Origin of the sequence: Variovorax sp. (assembly GCF_035634955.1) — a bacterium.
Classification (GTDB): Bacteria; Pseudomonadota; Gammaproteobacteria; order Burkholderiales; family Burkholderiaceae_C; genus Variovorax.
Genome location: NZ_DASQBZ010000025.1, coordinates 75,123 through 95,269, shown reverse-complemented (window position 1 = coordinate 95,269; position 20,147 = coordinate 75,123). Strand labels below are relative to the sequence as shown.

Genomic DNA, 20,147 nt, shown 5'->3' with positions numbered 1-20,147 from the left:
TGAGCGGTTCAGTAGCCCAGCGCCAGCCCGGTGTCGCGGCGCGGGTCGTTGGCGCCGTAGAACCGGTTCTTGCCGACCGGCTTGCCACCGAGCGACGGCGCGCCGACCAGGATTGCCGCCATGTGGTTGGCCGGCTGCGGCACGCCCAGGTTGTGGCCCATGCCTTCGAGGATCTTGCGCGTGTCGGGGCTCAGGGCGAAGGCCTCGACGTTGGTCACGTCGGGCAGCCACTGCTGGTGGAAGCGCGGGGCATCCACCGCCTCCTGCACGGTCATGCCGTAGTCGACGACGTTCAGGATGGTGTGCAGCACCGCCGTGATGATGCGGCTGCCGCCGGGCGTGCCGACCACCAGCACCGGCTTGCCGTCCCGGGTCACGATGGTCGGGCTCATGGAGGACAGCGGCCGCTTGCCCGGCGCCACCGCGTTCGCCTCGCCCTGCACCAGGCCGTACAGGTTCGGCACGCCGACCTTGGCGGTGAAGTCGTCCATTTCGTTGTTCAGCAGCACGCCGGTGCCCGGCACGGTCAGGCGCACCCCGAACCAGTCGTTCAGCGTGTAGGTGACCGATGCAGCGTTGCCCCACTTGTCGACGATCGAATAGTGCGTGGTGTTGATGCCCTCGTGCGGCGGCACGCCGGGCTTGAGGTCCTTCGACACGCCGGCCTTGTTCGGGTCGATCGCGGCGCGGATCCGGGCGGCATACGCCTTGTCCGTCAGCCGCTCGACCGGGTTCTTGACGAAGTCCGGGTCACCCAGGTAGCTGTTGCGGTCCACGTACGCATGGCGCATGGCCTCGATCTGGTAGTGGACCGATTGCGCCGAGCGGAAGCCAAGGTCCTTGAGCGGGTAGCCCTCCAGGATGTTGAGCATCTCGCAGATGATCACGCCACCCGAGCTCGGCGGCGGCGCCGAGACGATGCGATAGCCCCGGTAGTCGCACTCCACCGGCGCCATCTCGCGCGTGCGGTACTGGTCGAGGTCCGCCTGGACGATGATGCCCTTGCCCGTCTGGCTGGCCTTGACCAGCGCCGCGGCCACCGGCCCCTTGTAGAACCCGTCGGTGCCGTTGCGGCCGATGGCGCGCAGGGTTTTCGCCAGGTCCTTCTGGACCAGGCGCTGGCCGGCGACGTAGGGCGCGTCCTTGCTGAGGAAAATCGCGGCCGACGCCGGGTCCTTGCGGAAGTCGTCGGTGGCGGTGTTGAGCAGTTCGACATCGCCCTGCTGCAGCGCGAACCCCTTGTCGGCCAGGGAAATCGCCGGCCCGATCAGGTCGGCGCGCTTCATGGTGCCGTATTTCTCGCGGGCGTATTCCAGGCCGGAGACAGTGCCCGGCACGCCCACCGCCAGGAAGCTGCGCGTGCTCAGCCCCTTGACGACATTGCCGTCCTTGTCCAGGTACATGTCGGCGGTGGCCGCCAGCGGCGCCTTCTCGCGAAAGTCCAGGAAGGTCTTGCGGCCGTCGGCCAGCTGCAGCGTCATGAAGCCGCCGCCGCCCAGGTTTCCGGCAGCCGGATAGACGACCGCCAGCGCATAGCCGACCGCCACCGCGGCGTCTACCGCGTTGCCGCCGCGCTTGAGCACGTCGACGCCCACCTGCGTGGCCAGGTGCTGGGCGGTGACCACCATGCCGTTTTCACCAGCCGCCGGCGCAGCAGACGCGGCATGTGCGGCAGGCGCGGACAAGGCGAATGCCAGGCCGATCGCACCGCCGAGGTGTCCGATTCTCAGAAATTGCATCGATCGCATTGTCGTCTCCTCTGTGGGCAATCTGTTCGAGCCGGCACCGCGCTCAGGCCAGGAGCAGGCCCTTGCGCCGCAGGTCGCGCAACGCAAGCGCCACCTGCTGGCGCGAGAAATCCCGCAGGGCTTCGTCGTCGGTCAGGGGCTCGTCATCCTTGATGAAGCGGATACGTTGCGCGCGCGCCTCGTCCACCAGGAACTGCGCCAGCGCCTCGTGCCCATGCTCGCCGTCGAGCAGCGGCAGCAGGCAACGCTCGAGCGGCGACAGCGCCACCGACTCGTGCCACAGGTTGCAGGCATGCGCCTGCGGCCCTTCGCTGAGCGCCAGCGTGGGCAGCCGGCGCACCGACGGCAGGGCGCGCGGCCGCTCGGCCGGGTGCGCCGCCGCGCCGACCGGCGTGCGCCGCACGCGCACCGCGCCGAGGATCAGCATTTCCTCGAGCATGGCCATCACGAATGCATCGACCGGAGAAGTGCTCACCCGCGCCGCAACGGCTGCCACCAGCGCGTCGACCGTCAACATGGCCGGATAGTGCTCGTCGAGCACCTGTACCACGGCCTTGTGGACCGGCAGCCGCAGCGCGATCTTGATGTTGCGCAGCGCGACGCAAGGTTGCTCGTTCGCGTCGAGCGTGAAGGTGCCGCCGTCCTCGGCCCGAAAGGCGCCTGCGAACGACAGCTGGCGCAGGCGAGCCGGATCGAGCCGGTAGCGGATGTGCTGCGCGCGCGCCTGGTGCACCAGCAAGGTCTGGCGGAAGCTGCGGTTGACCAGGAAGTCCAGGTACTGCTCCATCATCACCTGGCTGCCGCCGCATTCACGCAGCAGCGGCAGGTAGACCTGCTCGCCGTAGTTCTGGACGAACATGGTCGCCGCATCGGCGTCCGCCAAGTAGGCCAGGCCGGCCGCCTGCGCCCGCTCGACGAATTCCTTGAAGTGGCACGGCGAGTTGCACGGCTCGAGGAACTCGTGAAGGAGATACGTGGGGCTGGCGCCGCGCACGATCGGCATCATCTCGTCGAGCGTTGCCTTGAGCACGCTATCCGGACGCGCCGACTGGTCGAGGAACTCGAGCATGCCGCGCGCATAGGCCAGTTTGTCGTCGGGCGCGTCGTGCGGGCCGCCGCGCAGCATCATGGCGTCGCGCACGATCTCGCGCGACTTCCAGCCTGGGTGAACGTTGTAGCTGATGTAGGCCAGGCCCTGCGGCGACAGGTGCCGCGCGCACACGCGCAGGATGGCGGCCTGCACGGCCGCCGGCACCCAGCTGTAGACGCCGTGGCAGACGATGTAGTCGAACTCGCCCAGGTTCTCGTCGATCTCGGCGATGTCGAGCGCGCGCACCTGGACGTTGTCCAGGCCAGCCTGCCGGATCGCCTGCACCGCCTGCTGCACATGCACCGGCGAGATGTCCACGCCGAGGGCGGCCGCCGCCGGATGGCGGGCGGCAAATGGAATCAGGTTGCCGCCGCCGGCACAACCCAGTTCAAGCACGCGCGCCGTGGAGGACGCTGGGGCGTCGATGCCGAACACGTAGGCCACCGCCTCGAGGTGCTCCGGCGCCGTCTGCGCGAACGGGTGCGCGTCGTAGGGCTTGGCATCGTAGTACTGGCTGATCTGGCGGTTGACGGATTCCGGCATGGGGCGGCGGCGCAGGATGGTGGGCGTGTCGCCCGCACGGCCGGCCTGCCTGGACTCGGCCGCGAGCATTCGACGGCCTGTCACTATAAGGTGTGGTCCCGCGCCGGCACGCCCCTGTGCAGCGCCGACTTGTATCCGCATCTTCTCGCCGCCGCTGGCGGCGGCGCGGGCAAAGGCAACCGAAAGGCTTTGATCGAATGGAAATAGTGAAAGTCGCAGCGCTGTTCGCGCTCACGGCGCTGGCCGAGATCGTCGGCTGCTATGTCCCCTGGCTGGTGCTGCGGCAAGGGCGTACCGCCTGGCTGCTGTTGCCAGCCGCCGCCGCGCTGGCCGCGTTCGCTTGGCTGCTGACGCTGCATCCGAGCGCCGCCGGCCGCACCTACGCGGCCTACGGCGGCATGTACATCGCGGTGGCGCTGCTGTGGCTGCGCTTCGTCGAGGGCGTGGCGCTGACGCGCTGGGATGTCGCCGGCGCTGCCGTGGCCCTGTCCGGCATGGCGATCATCGCGCTGCAGCCGCGTTGAATGTTCTCGAATGCCCGCGCCCCAAAGGGCACTTGCGGGTCACGCGATAGCCAGCAACGATTTAGGGAGAGAAAAACGGGTCAACAAGGCCGAAATCAAGGGCAACCACGGCCAACGAGGGCCGCAAGCACAAGCGAATCAACTCCCGCTGTGATTTTCTCGGTGAACGGTAACTACGAGGGTTTCACTCTTCAACGACAGATTCGCATGTAGCCAGAAAAGAAGATCAGGCAGATGTGATGTGGGAATCGGATGTAGCGTTTGATGCCTTCCTCGCGCACCTTGTGTTGATGCCTCTTCTTGAATTTAGAAATTGTTAAGCTACTTTTTCGACAGGCGTGTGCCTGGACCTCAGCAAGACACCCGCCAGCATCAAACCGATTGGATACAGGATCATCCAGCCGAAACCCTGCATTAGAAAAACCCAGCTAGCACCAGCCACCAAGCCGATGAGCCACTGCCACCACCGTTTTGTCCCGCGCATAAAGGCTAATACTGCGCCCCCGTAGAGAATAATGAATCCCTGGGTGGTCAGCAGGAAGGCATAGTGTTCGTCGATGTTGAAATACCACATCGCTATGATAATGAGCGAATACATGACAAATGCTGCGATGAGCATCCGAGCTGGAATACCCTTGCTATTTAGAACACCCAAAGCGCTGGGCAGCAGACGCAACTCCGATGCGGAGAAAAAAGCACGAGAGCTTCCGAAAACCCACGAATTGGCGTTGGCAACCAAGATAAACACCATCACGATTAGTGCAACCCGCCCCCATATGCTACTGGGCAGCAAGGCCGCAACACCGCTTAAGCCAGAAACGTTCAGCCCCTGCTCTGCACCCGCGAAAATAGCCAAGGCGAAAACGACGTAGATGACCGACACCAAGGCAAAGCTGATCCAGTAGATCAATGGGATATTGACCTTCGGATTCTCGATCTCCGCAAAACCGAAGGTCATGTTTTCCCAACCCTGAAACGCCCAGAATACGATGGACATCGCCAGCCAGATTTGAGCAAGCGGAATGGTTGAAATCGAGTTCGTGGTCACCCCGGCAAAGGCAGCCGGAATGGATGGCATCGTCCGGATCGAGATGTAAGCGACTACGCCAAGAACGAGGGCGACGACGAGTTTGTTTACGAAACCCAGATTTTCAACTCCTCGCAAGTTGATGGCTGTTGTCACGCAAGCGAGCAGCAATGCACAAGGGATGGACCAGCGGGTCGAATCCAGTTCTAGGAGCGCGGCAATATAGTTTCCGCCGACCAGGAAAAATGCCGGCATGCCCACCGCCAAAGTTCCGCATGTGATCATCATGATCCCGGGGCGGCTCCACTGTCCGAGTCCCATACTGGCGTATAGGGAAACTCCTTCAGAAGAGGGATGTTGCCTTCCGAGCCAAGAGAAAACATAGATCAATGGAGGCATCAGTAGTACGACTAGTCCCCAGCCGAGCAATGCAGTCAACGGATTCGTTGCGCTAATGGCCAGCCCCGGCAAACCGAACAAACCAGAGCCAACAACCATGGAGATGGCAATGGCTATGCCACTTATCAGTGTGATTTTCTTCTTTAGCATAAGGTAAGCTTGCCTGTTTTGGGTGCCGGTGAAAGCTGGATGAACTCGCATTCACGCAGTTTTTCCTCAAGCGCGGACTTCGTCGCCGCGTCGGACGGCGTGACGACGACGGATACGCGTTCAGTTGTCTATTGATTTCCGAGAACGTGCCCTACTAGGGCAAGCGAAGAAGCAAACCGCCTGCTTCAAGGGGGGGTAGCAGAGACCAGAGAGAGAATAACGGCGGAATGCGCGCCTAGAACGGCGACTTCCGGAGGGCAGTGCTCAAGAGGCACGGGCTGGAAACCGCGCCAACACGGGGGAGCGGGCAAAAAAATCCCAACTGGATAAGTGTTGGGATTTCACATTATGGTGGTGAAATGTGAACCTAAGCCCGCTCTTGCAACAAATGCCCTCCAATTGATGGTCGCTGTCCATACACTGCGGAAACTTTGGGCGATTCAAAGTAGCCTTCGGAGTGACTTCATGCTCGGGTTTAAACTGACCCCCAGAAGTCGGGCGGTCACATGCCGCCGATCAGGCGGCGGCGCTGCTCTCAATCGCCGCGTTGTCGAAGCAGTTCATGTATCGCGCAGCAAAGACGCTGTCGGCCGAGTCGATCTTGTCGTCTTTGTTGGCATCCAGGTCTTTGATTGCGTCAAAACCGTCCGGTGGCCTTGAGGGTGTCAACACCGAAGAGCTCGCGCCCCGAGGCGATGGTGCCGTTGCCATTGCGATCCAACACCAGCCAGCCGTCATCTGACTTGACCCAGCCTGTGCCCGTCTTTACACCATCGGCATCGTGGTCGAACAGGATGACTGTGCCGTCGCGGGTGCTAGTGGTTTCGATGCCGTCGCCATCCAGGTCAAGAACCAACGGGTCGCGGCGAGGGGGCGTGGTTCCCTGCGCCTGCACCACAACCAGCGCCGCCCGTGCCACCAGCAGCACCACCGCCACCACCTGAGCCCCCGGCACCGCCACCCGCTCCGCCTCCGGCTCCCCCACCACTACCGCCACCGGTACCACCGCCTCCATTAACGCGGTCATTTAGCGCATTGATGGCTTCATTCACAGCATCCTTTGCAAATGGGCCGCCCGCCAACCCGATGGCTGCGATTGTTGCGGCGATTCCAATCGGGACACTTCCACCAAGAATGACTGCCGCAGCGGCCAAGCCGCCAAGCAGCACATCTGATGGCTGAATAGTCCCATTGTTGTACATATCAATAGCGGAGACAGTGTTATTGACCGCTGCTGCTTGATTGAGTCCGATATCGAATGCAGTGCCAGCGAGGCCGAGTGTTGGCGCAACCTGTCCAGCAAGATTCAAGATATTTGTGAATGTCTCATACCCAGTCCCAGAGGAAGACCCAACCTCCCAGCCTCCTTGGAAGTTACCAAAAGCATCGAAACCAGAATTCGCGATCCCACCCCAATTAACACCAGCCATACGGCCTCCATTTATTTAAAAATCCAGAGAAGAAAAGAAATAAATACCGAAACAATGATTGGCAGCGACCACTCGTGACGGGCTGCATCAGACGGAAAATACAACAAACCTTCCGGCTGCTTACGAATTCGCTTAACCAGATAACTGATGTAAATTACACTTGGGAAAACAGCAAGTATGGACAATATCTTCCAAGCCGAAGACGGTGTCAAATACTGATTGTCTGGTGGCAGTGAAAATATCAAGAAAATGCTTGCAGCGGACAAACCCAAACAAAGAACAGAAACGAACTTTCCTTTCTTTGGCCACGGGAAAATCGCCTTTTGTATTGGCATTACAGACAGCTCTTTGCTTTTAAAAAAAAGCAATGTTGAATGTCCTAATATGAAAAATACACAACCAAACCCAATTAACAAAGATGTCACCATCAGATATCCTCCAAATGCCTGTCGTCGCCGACGTTGAGCCAAAATTGGCTCTATTGTGGCCGATCACCGCACAACATTTTCACCTGCAAGCCACCTGCCGCACGAAGGCCTCTCATGACAGTAGTTGATCTTCTCTGCGCATATCCTGTGTTGGCGCCGACCGAAATTTGAGCCAGTTTTGCGGGTAGTGCCGAAGTAAAACGGAGCCAGGTGTTCAACCTACCCTGCTGCTTTTTTAAGCGGCAGGGTTCGAGGAGTGATCACCATGGACATGATTGGCAAGATCCGACGGCTGCACGCGAGGGACAAGCTGTCGGAGCGCGAGATAGCGCGCAGAACGGGGCTGTCTCGCAACACGGTTTCCAAGTGGCTGCACGCGCCACTGGCTGAGGCACCGAAGTACCGGCGAGATCCACGCCCCAACAAGCTCAGCCCTTTCGAGGACGCGCTCAAGCAGGCGCTGACGGCCGACGCCAGGCGGCCCAAGCACGAGCGGCGCACGGCACGTGCGCTGCATGCCGAAATCAAGGCCGCAGGCTATGGCGGCTACTCGGCCGTCACCGACTTCGTTCGAGCCTGGCGGCTGGGTGAGGGTCAGGCGGCCAATGTCACGGCCTATGTCCCGCTGACCTTCCAACTGGGCGAGGCCGTCCAATTCGACTGGAGCGAGGAAGGCCTGGTGGTCGGCGGCATCTACTACCGCGTGCAGGTGGCTCATTTGAAGCTGTGCGCGAGCCGCGCGTTCTGGCTGGTGGGCTATCCGAGCCAGGGCCATGAGATGCTGTTCGATGCGCACACCCGATCGTTCGCGGCGCTGGGCGGCGTGGCCCGCCGCGGGATTTACGACAACATGCGCACCGCCGTGGACAAGGCCCACAAGGGCAAGGCCGTACCGTCAACGCGCGCTTTGCAGTGACGTGCGCGCACTACCTGTACGACCCGGACTTCTGCAACGTGGCCTCGGGCTGGGAGAAAGGCGCGCGTGGAGAAGAACGTGCAGGTCAGATCGAGGGTGTGCGAGCCCGTAACCTCGCTGAAATCGCCGATCGAGAAAAGATCGACCGCAGCTACGTCACTCGCATGGTCAACCTGACAACCTTGGCTCCGGACATTCAGGCGGCGATCCTCGACGAGACTTTGCCCGAGAAGTGGTGCTCTTCGATCTGGCCATCGACACGCCGCTGTGTTGGCAGGCGCAGCGTCAGCGTGTTACCGATGTCGTCTCCAAGGTGCGTGCGGGCAAAACATAGCCTGCTGCGCAGACTTGGCGGGGTTCTTTCTCTCGCTGTTTTTGAGATGCCGCCCGATGCTCGAAAAAACATCTGTGGTCAGCGTGGTGCGAAAGTTGTTGATTTTGCAGAAGTCAGCCTTGCGGACTTGGCCGTTGCGCGTCCGCAGGGAGCAGAGAAAGAGAGAGGAAAACGGGCCAGGAACGCCAAAAGCAGGCGTCGCGGCGGGTGGCGAAGTCCGCAAGCAGAAGTGAAAAACCCCGCCAGGCTTGGGGCCTGACGGGGTTGATCGACATGCAAAGAGAGTGTCTTTGCAAGTTGTGTGGTGGAGCTGGGGGGATTCGAACCCCCGTCCGCAAGCCTTCGTCGCGCAGATCTACATGTTTAGCGGTCTGATTTGGATCTCGCCGCCGATGTCGCGCAGTCGCACGCTACACCGGAAGCCAGTGCCCTATTTTCTCGCCCCGATCCAAGGCACCCGGACCGAAGCCAGCCAATGTGAATTCCCTCGCAGCCTGGACGCCTTACGGCACCCTTGCCCAGCCCATCGGCCAACTGTTGCGAGGCTCACCGGTGTTTAAGCGGCGAGTGCGAAACGTTCGTCGTTTGCAGTTAGTTTGTTTGAATCTGTTTTACGAGCGCATTCAGCTCGACATGCCCCACTGCGATTCCGAACCCACGTCGAAACCAATGCAGCCCCTTGGAGTGCGTATTTTAGGCGCTCGCGCCGGATTTAAAGGGCCGCACCCGAAATATTCGACACCCCCAGCAGGGGCAACAGCGCTCCCGGGCTCGCGATGTTGCCGTCGGCGGCCCAACGTACGGTGTCGGCCTGTGCGCCCAGGTAGCCATAAGTAGCCGCCACGGTGCGCATGCCCGCCGCCCGGCCGGCGATGATGTCGCGCTCGTCGTCGCCCACGTAGACGCAGCGGCCCGGAGGCACGCCCAGGCGGCGCGCGGCCTCGAGCAACGGCTCGGGATGGGGTTTGGAGTACGGCGTCGTATCGCCGCACACGAGCACGCCCAGACCGGCAAACAGCGGGAGCGCGGCCGTCAGCGGTGCCGCGAAGCGCACCGACTTGTTGGTCACCACGCCCCAGGGCAGCTCCAGTCGTACCAGTTCGGACAGCAGCTCGGGCACGCCGTCGAAGGCGACCGTGCGCACCGTCATCGCCTGCTCGTAGTTGATGAAGAACTCTTCGCGCAAGGCGGGAAAGTCGGGATGGTCCGGCTGCATGCCGAAAGCCACGCCGAGCATCCCGCGCGCGCCGGCACCTGCCATCGAGCGGTAGTCTTCCAGGGGCAGCGACGGCAGCCCGCGGTCGGTTCGCATCTTGTCGGCCGCGGCGCCCAGGTCGGGCGCGCTGTCTATCAGGGTGCCGTCCAGGTCGAACAGCACGGCGTCGAAGCTGTCACGGCTCATCATGCCTGCGCTTGCGGCTTGCGGGTTGCGAACAGGTAGTTCACGCTGGTGTCGTCACTGAGCCGGTAGCGCCGGGTCCACGGGTTGTATTCGAGCCCGCGCGTCTGCTGCAGGTCGAGCCCGGCGGCGCGGCAGAAGCCGGCCAGTTCGCTCGGCCGGATCAGCTTGCGGTATTCGTGAGTGCCCTTGGGCAGCATGCCCAGCACGTACTCGGCTCCGACGATGGCCAGCATGAAGGCCTTGAGGTTCCGGTGGATGGTCGAGAAGAACACCCAGCCGCCCGGCTTGGCCAGCGTCGCGCAGGCCTGGACCACGGAGCCTGGATCGGGCACGTGCTCGAGCATCTCCATGCAGGTAACGACGTCGAAGCTGCCGGGCTGCTCGGCCGCCAGCGCTTCCGCGCTGACGTGGCGGTAGCTGATGTTGCGCGTGCCGGCCTCCAGTGCATGGAGTTGGGCCACCTTGAGCGCCTTGTCGGCGAGGTCGATGCCCATCACCTCGGCGCCCTTGCGTGCCATGGAATCGGCCAGGATGCCGCCGCCGCAGCCGACATCGAGCGCCCGCTTGCCGGCCAGCGCAGCCAGTCCGTCGATCCATTCCAGGCGCAACGGGTTGATTTCGTGCAGCGGGCGGAACTCGCTGTCCATGTCCCACCAGCGGTGGGCCAATTCGGAGAACTTGGCCAGTTCGGCCTCGTCCGCATTCAGATGCTCGGTCATCCGGACATTATCCGATGGGCCGGCGCAGGCATGCCGACGGGGCCCGCAACTTGTCGAACGCCCGGCCCGGAAAAGAAAAAACCCCGCCGAAGCGGGGTTGGTGTTGGCGCAATCCGGGAGGATTAGCGGCCTTGGGTGCCGACCACCTCGATTTCCACGCGGCGGTTCTTGGCGCGGCCTTCCTTGGTGCGGTTGTCAGCCACAGGCTGCTTCTCGCCCTTGCCTTCGGTGTAGACGCGGTTGCGCTCGATGCCCTTGCTGACCAGGTAGGCCTTCACGGCTTCAGCACGACGCACCGACAGCTTCTGGTTGTAGGCGTCGGTACCGATCGAGTCGGTGTGGCCCACGGCGATGATCACTTCGAGGTTGATGCCACGGATCTTCTGGACCAGGTCGTCCAGCTTGGCGCGGCCTTCCGGCTTGAGGACGGACTTGTCGAAGTCGAAGAAGGCGTCAGCGGCGAAGGTCACCTTCGAAGCGACGGGAGCGGGACGCGGAGCCGGGGGTGCCGGGGTGGGAGCAGCGGCGGGAACCAGGGCGCCGTCGCAACCAGCTGCTGCGGTTGCCGGGGTCCAGTTGGCATCGCGCCAGCACAGTTCGTTCGTACCGTTCTTCCAAACCAGTTCGCCGGTGCCGTTTTGCCAGTTGTCGATCACGGGGCCGCCGTCGGCAGCGGTAACACGGGTCTGGGCGCCAGCGGCAGTGGCGAGCGCAGCGACCGCAAACACCATCGCCACTTTATTCAGTTTCTTCATGGTTCTCCTCTTGGGGAAAAAGCCGCAGCCGCGCTGCGAAACAAGGGGACGCTTCAAGTGACCACCACCCAAAACGCTGAAGACGATTGTGCCATAGGGACTTTGGCAAACAGGTCGGAACCGCCCCCCCAAACACCCGTCAAAGCCTCGAATCCGCCCTATGTGTTGCGGCATTGCGACACCGCCAAGGGCGTAAAATTGACCGCTTCGCTCCCGGCCGGCCCCCTGCATGACCTCGTTCGCCAAAGAAACACTACCCATCAGTCTCGAAGAGGAGATGCGGCGCAGCTACCTGGATTACGCCATGAGCGTGATCGTCGGGCGCGCCCTGCCGGACGCCCGCGACGGCCTCAAGCCGGTGCACCGGCGCGTGCTCTACGCGATGCACGAACTCAACAACGACTGGAATCGCGCCTACAAGAAGTCGGCGCGTATCGTCGGCGACGTCATCGGTAAATACCACCCGCACGGCGATCAGTCGGTCTACGACACCATCGTTCGCATGGCGCAGGATTTTTCCATGCGCCATATGCTGGTCGACGGCCAGGGCAATTTCGGATCGGTCGACGGCGATAGCGCGGCGGCGATGCGATATACCGAAATCCGGCTGGCCAAGATCGCGCACGAAATGCTGGCGGATATCGACAAGGAAACAGTCGATTTCGGCCCGAATTACGACGGCAGCGAAAAAGAACCCCTGGTATTGCCCAGCCGCCTGCCCAATTTGCTGGTCAATGGCTCGGGCGGCATTGCGGTGGGCATGGCGACCAACATCCCGCCGCACAACCTCAACGAGGTGATCGACGCCTGCCTGCACCTGCTGGCCCACCCCGAGGCCACCATCGACGAACTCATGGAGATCGTGCCGGCGCCGGACTTCCCCACCGCCGGAATCATCTACGGCATCGACGGCATCCGCGAGGGCTACCGCACCGGCCGCGGCAAGGTCGTCATGCGCGCCAAGGTCCACTTCGAGGACATCGACCGCGGACAGCGCCAGGCCATCGTCGTCGACGAACTGCCCTACCAGGTCAACAAGAAGACGCTGCAGGAGCGCATGGCCGAGTTGTGGCGCGAGAAGAAGCTCGAGGGCATCAGCCACATCCAGGACGAATCCGACAAGTCCGGCATGCGCCTGGTGATCGAGCTCAAGCGCGGCGAAGTGCCGGAGGTGGTGCTCAACAACCTGTACAAGCAGACGCAGATGCAGGACACCTTCGGCATCAACATGGTTGCCCTGGTGGACGGCCAGCCGAAGCTGTGCAACCTCAAGGACCTGGTGCGCGTCTTCCTGCAGCACCGCCGCGAAGTGGTCACCCGCCGCACGGTGTTCAACCTGCGCAAGGCCCGCGACCGCGGCCACGTCCTCGAAGGCCTGGCCGTGGCGCTGGCCAACATCGACGACTTCATCGCCATCATCCGCAATGCGCCCACGCCGCCGGTCGCCAAGGCCGAACTGATGGCGCGCAGCTGGGACAGCAAGATGGTGCGCGAGATGCTCACGCGCACCCGCGCCGACGGCGGCGTCGTCAACGCCGACGACTACCGCCCGGAAGGCCTCGACCGCGCCTACGGAATGGGCAACGACGGGCTCTACCGCCTGTCCGACACGCAGGCGCAGGAAATCCTGCAGATGCGCCTGCAACGCCTGACCGGCCTGGAACAGGACAAGATCGTCGCCGAATACAAGGAAGTGATGGCCGACATCGAGGACCTGCTCGACATCCTGGCCAAGCCGGCGCGCGTGTCGGTCATCATCGGGGACGAACTGAAGGCGGTGAAGCTGGAGTTCGGCCAGAGCAAGGTCGGCGCGCGCCGCAGCCAGGTCGAGCACAGCGCGTTCGACCTGTCCACCGAGGACCTGATCACGCCCACCGACATGGTGGTCACGCTGTCGCACAGCGGCTACATCAAGAGCCAGCCGCTGGGCGAGTACCGGGCGCAGCGCCGCGGGGGCCGGGGCAAGCAGGCCACGGCGACCAAGGAAGACGACTGGATCGACCAGCTCTTCATTGCCAACACGCACGACTACATCCTGTGCTTCTCCAACCGCGGCCGCCTGTACTGGCTCAAGGTCTGGGAAGTGCCCGCGGGCTCGCGCAACTCGCGCGGACGCCCGATCGTCAACATGTTCCCGCTGCAGGAAGGCGAGAAGATCAACGTGGTGCTGGCGCTCACCGGCGAGGCGCGCACCTTCCCGGCCAACCGCTACGTCTTCATGGGCACCTCGATGGGCACGGTGAAGAAGACCGCGCTCGACGAGTTCAGCAACCCGCGCAAGGCCGGCATCATCGCAGTCGACCTGGACGCCGGCGACTACCTCATCGGCGCGGCGCTGACCGACGGCGAGCACGACGTCATGTTGTTCTCCGATGGCGGCAAGGCGGTGCGCTTCGACGAGAACGACGTGCGCCCGATGGGCCGCAACGCCCGCGGCGTGCGGGGCATGTCGCTCGAGGAAGGCCAGCGCGTGATTGCCATGCTGGTGGCCGAGGACGAGCAGCAGAGCGTGCTCACGGCCACCGAAAATGGTTACGGAAAACGCACTCCGATTACCGAATACACGCGGCACGGGCGCGGGACCAAGGGCATGATCGCCATTCAGCAGAGCGAGCGCAACGGCAAGGTCGTGGCCGCAACGCTGGTCCATGCCGATGACGAGATCATGCTGATCACCGACACCGGCGTACTGGTGCGTACCCGTGTGTCCGAGATCCGCGAACTGGGTCGTGCCACGCAAGGCGTGACACTGATCGGACTGGACGACGATGCCAAGCTCAGCGGGCTGCAGCGCATCGTCGAAAATGACGCAAACGGCGATGCCGAAGACGGCAATGCCGACGACTCAACACCCTCAACGGAGAACTCCTAAGTGAAACGAATCAAACTTGCCGTGCTCGCCGCGGCCATGGCGGCCACCTCCCTGGTCTGGGCGCAAGACGGCAAGCAGGCGCTGATCAAGCAGTTCCTAGACTTCCAGCGCCCGGGCATCGAAGCACTCGCCCGCGGTCTGGTCACGCAGGCCAGCGATCCCATCGCCATGGCCGGCTCCGAGTACCTGCGCACCCAGGTGCCGCAGGAAAAGCGCGAAACGCTGGCCAAGGCGGCCGACGCCGAACTCAAGAAGTACTTCGACGACGCCTATCCCTACGTACGCGACAAGGCCGTCTCGGCCGCGCCCGGCGCCATCGGCCCCATCCTGGAAAACAACTTCAGCGAGGAAGAGTTGCGCCAGCTGCTTGCCTGGATCAGCTCGCCGCTGGCCAAGAAGTACCAGGAACTCAATCCGCAGATGCAGGGCGCCCTGATGAAGCAGGTGGTCGCCGACACCCGATCGAGCATCGAGCCGAAGATCCGCGCACTGGACGCCAACGTGGCCAAGGCGCTGGGCGCCCCGGCCGGCGGCTCGGGTGGCAACAGCGGCGGCAGCGGCAAGTCCTCTTCCGGCAGCAAGTCGCAGAAGAAGTGAGCTCCTCCGCGGGCGAGCGCCCCTACAACTTCTCGGCCGGCCCGGCGGCCATGCCGGAAGCGGTGCTCGCGCGCGCCGCCGCCGACATGCTTAACTGGCAGGGCTGCGGCATGGGCGTGATGGAGATGAGCCATCGCGGCAAGGAATTCGGCGTCATCCTTGCGCAGGCCGAGGCCGATCTGCGCCAGCTGCTCCAGATTCCCGCGGCCTTCCACGTGCTGTTCATGCAGGGCGGCGGCATCGGTGAGAACGCCATCGTGCCGCTCAACCTCTCGCGCGGCGGCACGGTCGATTTCGTGGTCAGCGGCAGCTGGAGCCAGAAGTCGCTCAAGGAGGCGCAGCGCTACTGCAACGCCCACCTGGCTGCCAGCAACGCCGACGACGGCCACACCCGCCTGCCCGACCCTGCCAGCTGGCAGCTCAGCGGCGATGCGGCCTACGTCCACGTGTGCAGCAACGAGACCATCCACGGCGTCGAGTTCCAGCAGTTGCCCGATCTGGCTGCGCTGGGCAGCCGCGCGCCGCTGGTGATCGACTTTTCCTCGCACGTGGCTTCGCGTCCGGTCGACTGGTCGCGCGTTGGCCTGGCCTTCGGCGGGGCACAGAAGAACCTGGGGCCGGCCGGCCTGACGTTGGTGGTCGTTCGCGACGAACTCCTGGGCCACGCTCTCGAGATCTGTCCCAGCGCGTTCAACTACAAGACCGTGGCAGACAACCATTCCATGTACAACACGCCCCCCACCTGGGGCATCTACATGGCCGGGTTGACCTTCCGCTGGCTGCTCGACCAGACCGAGGGCGACCTGCGCGGCATCGCCGCGATCGAGGCGCGCAACGTTGCCAAGGCGAAGCTGCTGTACGGCTTCATCGACGACTCCGCCTTCTATGCCAACAAGGTGGCGCCGGACTGCCGCTCGCGAATGAACGTGCCGTTCTTCCTGGCAGACGAGAGCCGCAACGAGGCATTCCTGGCCGGCGCGCGCGAAGCCGGGCTGCTGCAGCTCAAGGGCCACAAGTCCGTCGGCGGCATGCGCGCCAGCATCTACAACGCGATGCCATTGGCCGGTGTGCAGGCCCTGGTGGACTACATGCGAGAATTCGAGCGCTCTTCCGCTTGAACCGCATGACCGCTCCCGCCTCCCCCACCCCACCTTCATCCGAATCCTCCGCCAGCCTGGCCGACCTGCGCACGCAGATCGACGGGCTGGACGCGCAACTGCTGCAACTGCTCAACCAGCGCGCGCGCGTGGCCGAGCACGTCGGCGAGATCAAGAAGCGCGAGGGGTCGCCGTTCTTCCGCCCTGACCGGGTCGCCCAGGTCATCGCCAAGATGCAGCAGGCCAATGGCGGGCCCCTCAAGGACGGGCATGTCGCCGCCATCTGGCGCGAGATCACCTCGGCCTGCCTGTCGCTCGAGTCGACCCAGAGGGTGGCGGTACTCGGTCCGGAAGGCACTTTCTGCGAGCAGGCGGCCATCGAGTACTTCGGCGGGGCCGCCGACCTGATCTACTGCGCCAGTTTCGACGAGGTCTTCCACGCCACCGCCAGCGGCAGCGCCCAGTACGGCGTCGTCGGTGTCGAGAATTCCAACGAGGGCGTGGTCACCCGTTCGCTGGACATGTTCCTGCACACCCCCACCCACGTGGTCGGCGAGGTGAGCATGCTCATCCGCCACAACCTGCTGCGCCGGGAGAATTCGCTGGCCGGCATCGAAGCCGTGCTGGCCCACCCCCAGGCGCTGGCCCAATGCCAGGCCTGGCTGGCCAAGCACTTGCCCAATGCCGAGCGGCGTGCGGTCTCGAGCAATGCGGAAGGCGCCCGGCTGGCGGCCGAACACCCCACCTGGGCCGCCCTGGCCAGCGAGCGCGCGGCGTCGCAATGGGGCCTGCACATCGTGGCCCATGCGGTCCAGGACGATGCCTACAACCGCACCCGCTTCGCCATCATCTCGCTGCCGCAGACGATGGAAATGCCGCCGCCGTCAGGCCACGACTGCACCAGCCTGGTCGTCTCGGTACCCAACCGGCCCGGGGCGGTGCACGACCTGCTGGTGCCGCTCAAGACAAACAAGGTGTCCATGACGCGGTTCGAATCGCGGCCGGCGCGCACCGGCCAGTGGGACTACTACTTCTACATCGACCTGGACGGCCACCCGTCGCAGCCCAACGTCGCTGCAGCGCTGGTCGAGCTGCGCCAGCTGTGCGCCTTCTACAAGGTGCTGGGCGCATACCCGGTCAAGGCCTAATCCCGTCATGTTCGAGCAACTCGGACTGATCGGCTGCGGACTGATCGGAGGGTCGTTCGCCCTGGCGCTCAAGCGCGCCCGCCTGGTCAAGCGCGTGGTCGGCTACAGCAAGTCGCCTTCGACCACCGAGCGCGCCAGGCAACTGGGGGTGATCGACGTTGCCGCGCCTTCAGCCCTGCTGGCCGTCTCGGGTGCCGACCTGGTACTGCTGGCCGTGCCGGTGGCCGCCTCGGAGGCCACCTTCAAGGCGATCCGCCATGGCATCGGCGCCGCGACGCTGGTGATGGACGTCGGCTCCACCAAGGGCGACGTGATCGCCGCCGCCCGCATGGGCCTGCAGGGCAAGCTGGGCTGCTTCGTGCCGGCGCACCCGATCGCCGGCAAGGAGGTGGCCGGTGTCGAGCATGCCGAGGCCAGCCTGTTCGACGACCGCCAGGTCGTGCTGACACCGATCAAGCCGACGCTGCGCTCGAACGTGCAGCGCGCCTCGCAGGTGTGGAGCGGCATCGGCGCGCGCGTCACGACCATGACGCACGAGGCGCACGACAGCGCCTTCGCGGCAGTCAGCCATCTGCCGCACCTGCTGGCCTTCGCCTTCATGAGCGGCCTGGCCGACCAGCCCGAAGGCAAGGCCTTCCTCGAGCTGGCCGGGCCCGGCTTTCGCGATTTCACCCGCATCGCCGCCGCCGATCCGACGATGTGGCGCGACGTGCTCATGGCCAACAGCGAGCAGGTGCTGCGCCAGTCGCACGCGTTCCGCCAGGCTCTCGCCCGGTTCGAGTCGCTGATGATCAAGGGCGACGCGCAGGCGCTGGAGCAATCCATCGCCACTGTCAGCCGCGCCCGCGCAGGCTGGCAACTGGGCAGCAGCACCGAATCGGACGCCTGAGCATGTTCGACACCGAGTTCCTCGACCTGCCCGCGCTGGTTGCCGCGGGCGGCACGACCGCCCTGCCGGGCTCCAAGAGCATTTCCAACCGCGTCCTGCTGCTCGCCGCGCTGGCCGAGGGCGAGACCGAACTGCACGATCTGCTGGCGTCGGACGACACGCACGTCATGCTCGCTGCGCTGGCGCAACTGGGCTGCGGGATCCGGCAGGACGCCGGCGTCACCCGCATCACCGGCCTGGGCGGCGCGCTGGCAGGCACCCGGTCCGCCGAGCTGTTCCTCGGCAATGCCGGGACGGCCATGCGCCCGCTCACGGCAGCCCTCAGCCTGCTGGGCGGCGACTTCGAACTGCGCGGCGTGCCGCGCATGCACGAACGCCCCATCGGCGACCTGGTCGACGCGCTGCTGCAACTGGGCTGCGAGATCGATTACCTGGGCAACCCCGGCTACCCCCCGCTGCGCATCCACCCGGTGGCGCACGAAGGCTTGCGCCTTGGCGCCCCGATCCGGGTCCGCGGCGACGTGTCCAGCCAGTTCCTCACCGCACTTCTGCTCGCCCTGCCGCTGGCGGCCCGGCAGCAGGCAGTGACGATCGAGGTGATGGGCGAACTGATCTCCAAGCCGTACGTCGAGATCACGCTCAACCTGCTGGCTCGGTTCGGCGTGACCGTCGAGCGAGACGGCTGGAGCCGATTCACCATTCCGGCCGGCAGTCGCTATCGCTCGCCGGGCAGCATCCATGTCGAGGCCGACGCGTCCTCGGCCAGCTATTTCGTCGCCCTTGGCGCCATCGCCCCGGCGGCGCAGGGCACCGATGGCATCCGCATCGAAGGCGTCGGCGCCGACTCCATCCAGGGCGACATCCGCTTCATCGACGCGGCCCGGGCCATGGGCGCGCGCATCGACAGCGGGCCGAACTGGCTGCACATCCGGCGCGGCGCCTGGCCGCTGGCCGCCATCGACCTGGACGCCAACCACATTCCCGATGCCGCCATGACGCTGGCGGTGATGGCGCTGTACGCGGACGGGCCCAGCACCTTGCGCAATATCGCCAGCTGGCGCGTCAAGGAAACCGACCGCATCGACGCCATGGCCGCCGAACTGCGCAAGCTGGGTGCGCAGGTGGAGGCTGGACCGGACTTCATCCGCATCCATCCGCTGCCGGCCGGCGGCTGGCGCCCGGCGGCGATCCACACCTATGACGACCACCGCGTCGCCATGTGCTTCTCGCTGGCGGCCTTCAACCCGGACCACGTGCCTGTGCGCATCCTCGACCCGAAGTGCGTGGCCAAGACCTTCCCGGACTACTTCGAGACCCTGTTCTCGGTCAGCCAGGCCGGGCAGGTGCCGGTCGTCTGCGTCGACGGGCCGACCGCCTCCGGCAAGGGCACGCTGGCCGCCGAGGTGGCCCGCATCCTGGGCTACCACTACCTGGACTCAGGCGCGCTCTACCGCGTGACCGGTCTGGCCATGCGCCGGGCCGGCCTGGAGGCCACCGCCGCCCACGAGGCGGCCATTGCCGCTCTCGCCCGCACGCTGCCCCTGTCCTTCGCCCCCGGCAAGGTGCTGCTCGCCGGCGAAGACGTCAGCGACGCCATCCGCACCGAAGCCGCAGGCATGGACGCGTCGCGCGTGTCGGCGCTGCCGTCCGTTCGGCTGGCCCTGGTGGAGCTGCAGAAGGCCTTCCGCCGCCTGCCGGGACTGGTCGCCGACGGACGCGACATGGGCACCGTGATCTTCCCCGACGCCGCCCTCAAGGTGTTCCTCACCGCCAGCGCCGCCCACCGCGCCGAGCGCCGATATAAGCAATTGATTTCAAAGGGGATTTCGGTTACACTCGACAGTCTTCGCCAGGATCTCGAGGCGCGCGATGCCCGCGACACGTCGCGCAGCGCGGCGCCCTTGAAGCCAGCGAACGACGCCCGCCTCCTGGACAATTCCGAGCAATCGATCGCGCAGTCGGTCGATCAGGTGTTGAACTGGTGGCGGCAAGTGCAGCCTTTCGAGTCCCCTTGAAAGACTGGTCCCGGGCACCATCCTGGGACATACCGTCCACCGGGTCCCCGCCGCGCGTCAGCGC

16 protein-coding genes, 1 other RNA gene and 1 pseudogene are annotated in these 20,147 nt (G+C 64.5%); 9 read left to right on the top strand and 9 right to left on the bottom strand.

Annotation, left to right across the window (positions count from 1 at the left end; genetic code table 11):
- Window positions 1-8: 8 nt before the first annotated feature.
- Window positions 9-1,739: a gamma-glutamyltransferase gene (gene ggt, locus VES41_RS14750; protein ID WP_324818323.1), complete on the bottom strand. Its 1,731-nt coding sequence runs from the start codon at window positions 1,737-1,739 to the stop codon at window positions 9-11.
- 52 nt (window positions 1,740-1,791) lie between these two features.
- Window positions 1,792-3,450: a class I SAM-dependent methyltransferase gene (locus VES41_RS14745; RefSeq protein WP_324818321.1), complete on the bottom strand. Its 1,659-nt coding sequence runs from the start codon at window positions 3,448-3,450 to the stop codon at window positions 1,792-1,794.
- A 128-nt stretch (window positions 3,451-3,578) separates the two neighbouring features.
- Between VES41_RS14745 and VES41_RS14740 the strand changes: the two genes are divergently transcribed.
- The gene (locus VES41_RS14740) at window positions 3,579-3,905 is read left to right on the top strand and encodes a YnfA family protein (protein WP_324818318.1); all 327 of its coding nucleotides are present in this window, start codon (window positions 3,579-3,581) and stop codon (window positions 3,903-3,905) included.
- A 316-nt stretch (window positions 3,906-4,221) separates the two neighbouring features.
- Here VES41_RS14740 and VES41_RS14735 read toward each other — a convergent pair whose 3' ends face one another.
- The 3 genes from VES41_RS14735 to VES41_RS14725 form a co-directional block, all read right to left on the bottom strand.
- A complete protein-coding gene (locus tag VES41_RS14735) occupies window positions 4,222-5,532 on the bottom strand; it encodes an APC family permease (RefSeq protein WP_324818315.1) in 1,311 nt (436 codons plus the stop codon).
- A gap of 586 nt (window positions 5,533-6,118) precedes the next feature.
- Complete coding sequence (locus tag VES41_RS14730) at window positions 6,119-6,508, bottom strand: hypothetical protein (RefSeq protein WP_324818312.1); 390 nt, start codon at window positions 6,506-6,508, stop codon at window positions 6,119-6,121.
- A gap of 414 nt (window positions 6,509-6,922) precedes the next feature.
- Entirely contained in the window at window positions 6,923-7,339 is a 417-nt protein-coding gene (locus VES41_RS14725) for a hypothetical protein (protein WP_324818310.1), read from the bottom strand.
- Between the two features lie 265 nt (window positions 7,340-7,604).
- On the opposite strand from VES41_RS14725, the pseudogene istA reads away from it, so the two are divergent.
- Window positions 7,605-8,339, top strand: a pseudogene (gene istA, locus VES41_RS14720) (IS21 family transposase); the annotation flags it as partial.
- 80 nt (window positions 8,340-8,419) lie between these two features.
- Window positions 8,420-8,848, top strand: coding sequence for a hypothetical protein (locus VES41_RS24240; RefSeq protein WP_414719136.1), 429 nt, complete (start codon window positions 8,420-8,422; stop codon window positions 8,846-8,848).
- A 43-nt stretch (window positions 8,849-8,891) separates the two neighbouring features.
- Here VES41_RS24240 and ssrA read toward each other — a convergent pair.
- The 4 genes from ssrA to ompA form a co-directional block, all read right to left on the bottom strand.
- Window positions 8,892-9,268, bottom strand: a transfer-messenger RNA (tmRNA) gene (gene ssrA / locus VES41_RS14710).
- Window positions 9,269-9,301: 33 nt separating this feature from the next.
- The gene (locus VES41_RS14705) at window positions 9,302-9,991 is read right to left on the bottom strand and encodes an HAD-IA family hydrolase (RefSeq protein WP_414719163.1); all 690 of its coding nucleotides are present in this window, start codon (window positions 9,989-9,991) and stop codon (window positions 9,302-9,304) included.
- Window positions 9,991-10,710 (bottom strand): bifunctional 2-polyprenyl-6-hydroxyphenol methylase/3-demethylubiquinol 3-O-methyltransferase UbiG, encoded by a 720-nt coding sequence (ubiG, locus tag VES41_RS14700; RefSeq protein WP_324818305.1) that lies wholly within the window; start codon window positions 10,708-10,710, stop codon window positions 9,991-9,993. The genes VES41_RS14705 and ubiG overlap by 1 nt, the downstream gene beginning before the upstream one ends.
- 122 nt (window positions 10,711-10,832) lie before the next feature.
- The gene (gene ompA / locus VES41_RS14695) at window positions 10,833-11,465 is read right to left on the bottom strand and encodes an outer membrane protein OmpA (protein ID WP_324818302.1); all 633 of its coding nucleotides are present in this window, start codon (window positions 11,463-11,465) and stop codon (window positions 10,833-10,835) included.
- A 229-nt stretch (window positions 11,466-11,694) separates the two neighbouring features.
- Here ompA and gyrA point away from each other — a divergent pair, with 229 nt between their 5' ends.
- From gyrA to VES41_RS14665, 6 genes are read left to right on the top strand one after another with little or no spacing between them, the layout of a single operon-like run.
- Entirely contained in the window at window positions 11,695-14,337 is a 2,643-nt protein-coding gene (gene gyrA, locus VES41_RS14690; protein ID WP_324818299.1) for a DNA gyrase subunit A, read from the top strand.
- Entirely contained in the window at window positions 14,338-14,934 is a 597-nt protein-coding gene (locus VES41_RS14685) for a DUF2059 domain-containing protein (RefSeq protein ID WP_324818296.1), read from the top strand.
- A 50-nt stretch (window positions 14,935-14,984) separates the two neighbouring features.
- Complete coding sequence (gene serC / locus VES41_RS14680) at window positions 14,985-16,052, top strand: 3-phosphoserine/phosphohydroxythreonine transaminase (protein ID WP_324819512.1); 1,068 nt, start codon at window positions 14,985-14,987, stop codon at window positions 16,050-16,052.
- Between the two features lie 5 nt (window positions 16,053-16,057).
- Complete coding sequence (gene pheA, locus VES41_RS14675) at window positions 16,058-17,179, top strand: prephenate dehydratase (protein WP_324818293.1); 1,122 nt, start codon at window positions 16,058-16,060, stop codon at window positions 17,177-17,179.
- 7 nt (window positions 17,180-17,186) lie between these two features.
- The gene (locus VES41_RS14670) at window positions 17,187-18,068 is read left to right on the top strand and encodes a prephenate dehydrogenase (protein ID WP_324818290.1); all 882 of its coding nucleotides are present in this window, start codon (window positions 17,187-17,189) and stop codon (window positions 18,066-18,068) included.
- A 2-nt stretch (window positions 18,069-18,070) separates the two neighbouring features.
- On the top strand, window positions 18,071-20,083 hold the full coding sequence (locus tag VES41_RS14665) for a bifunctional 3-phosphoshikimate 1-carboxyvinyltransferase/cytidylate kinase (protein WP_324818288.1): 2,013 nt from the start codon (window positions 18,071-18,073) through the stop codon (window positions 20,081-20,083).
- Window positions 20,084-20,147 lie beyond the last annotated feature (64 nt).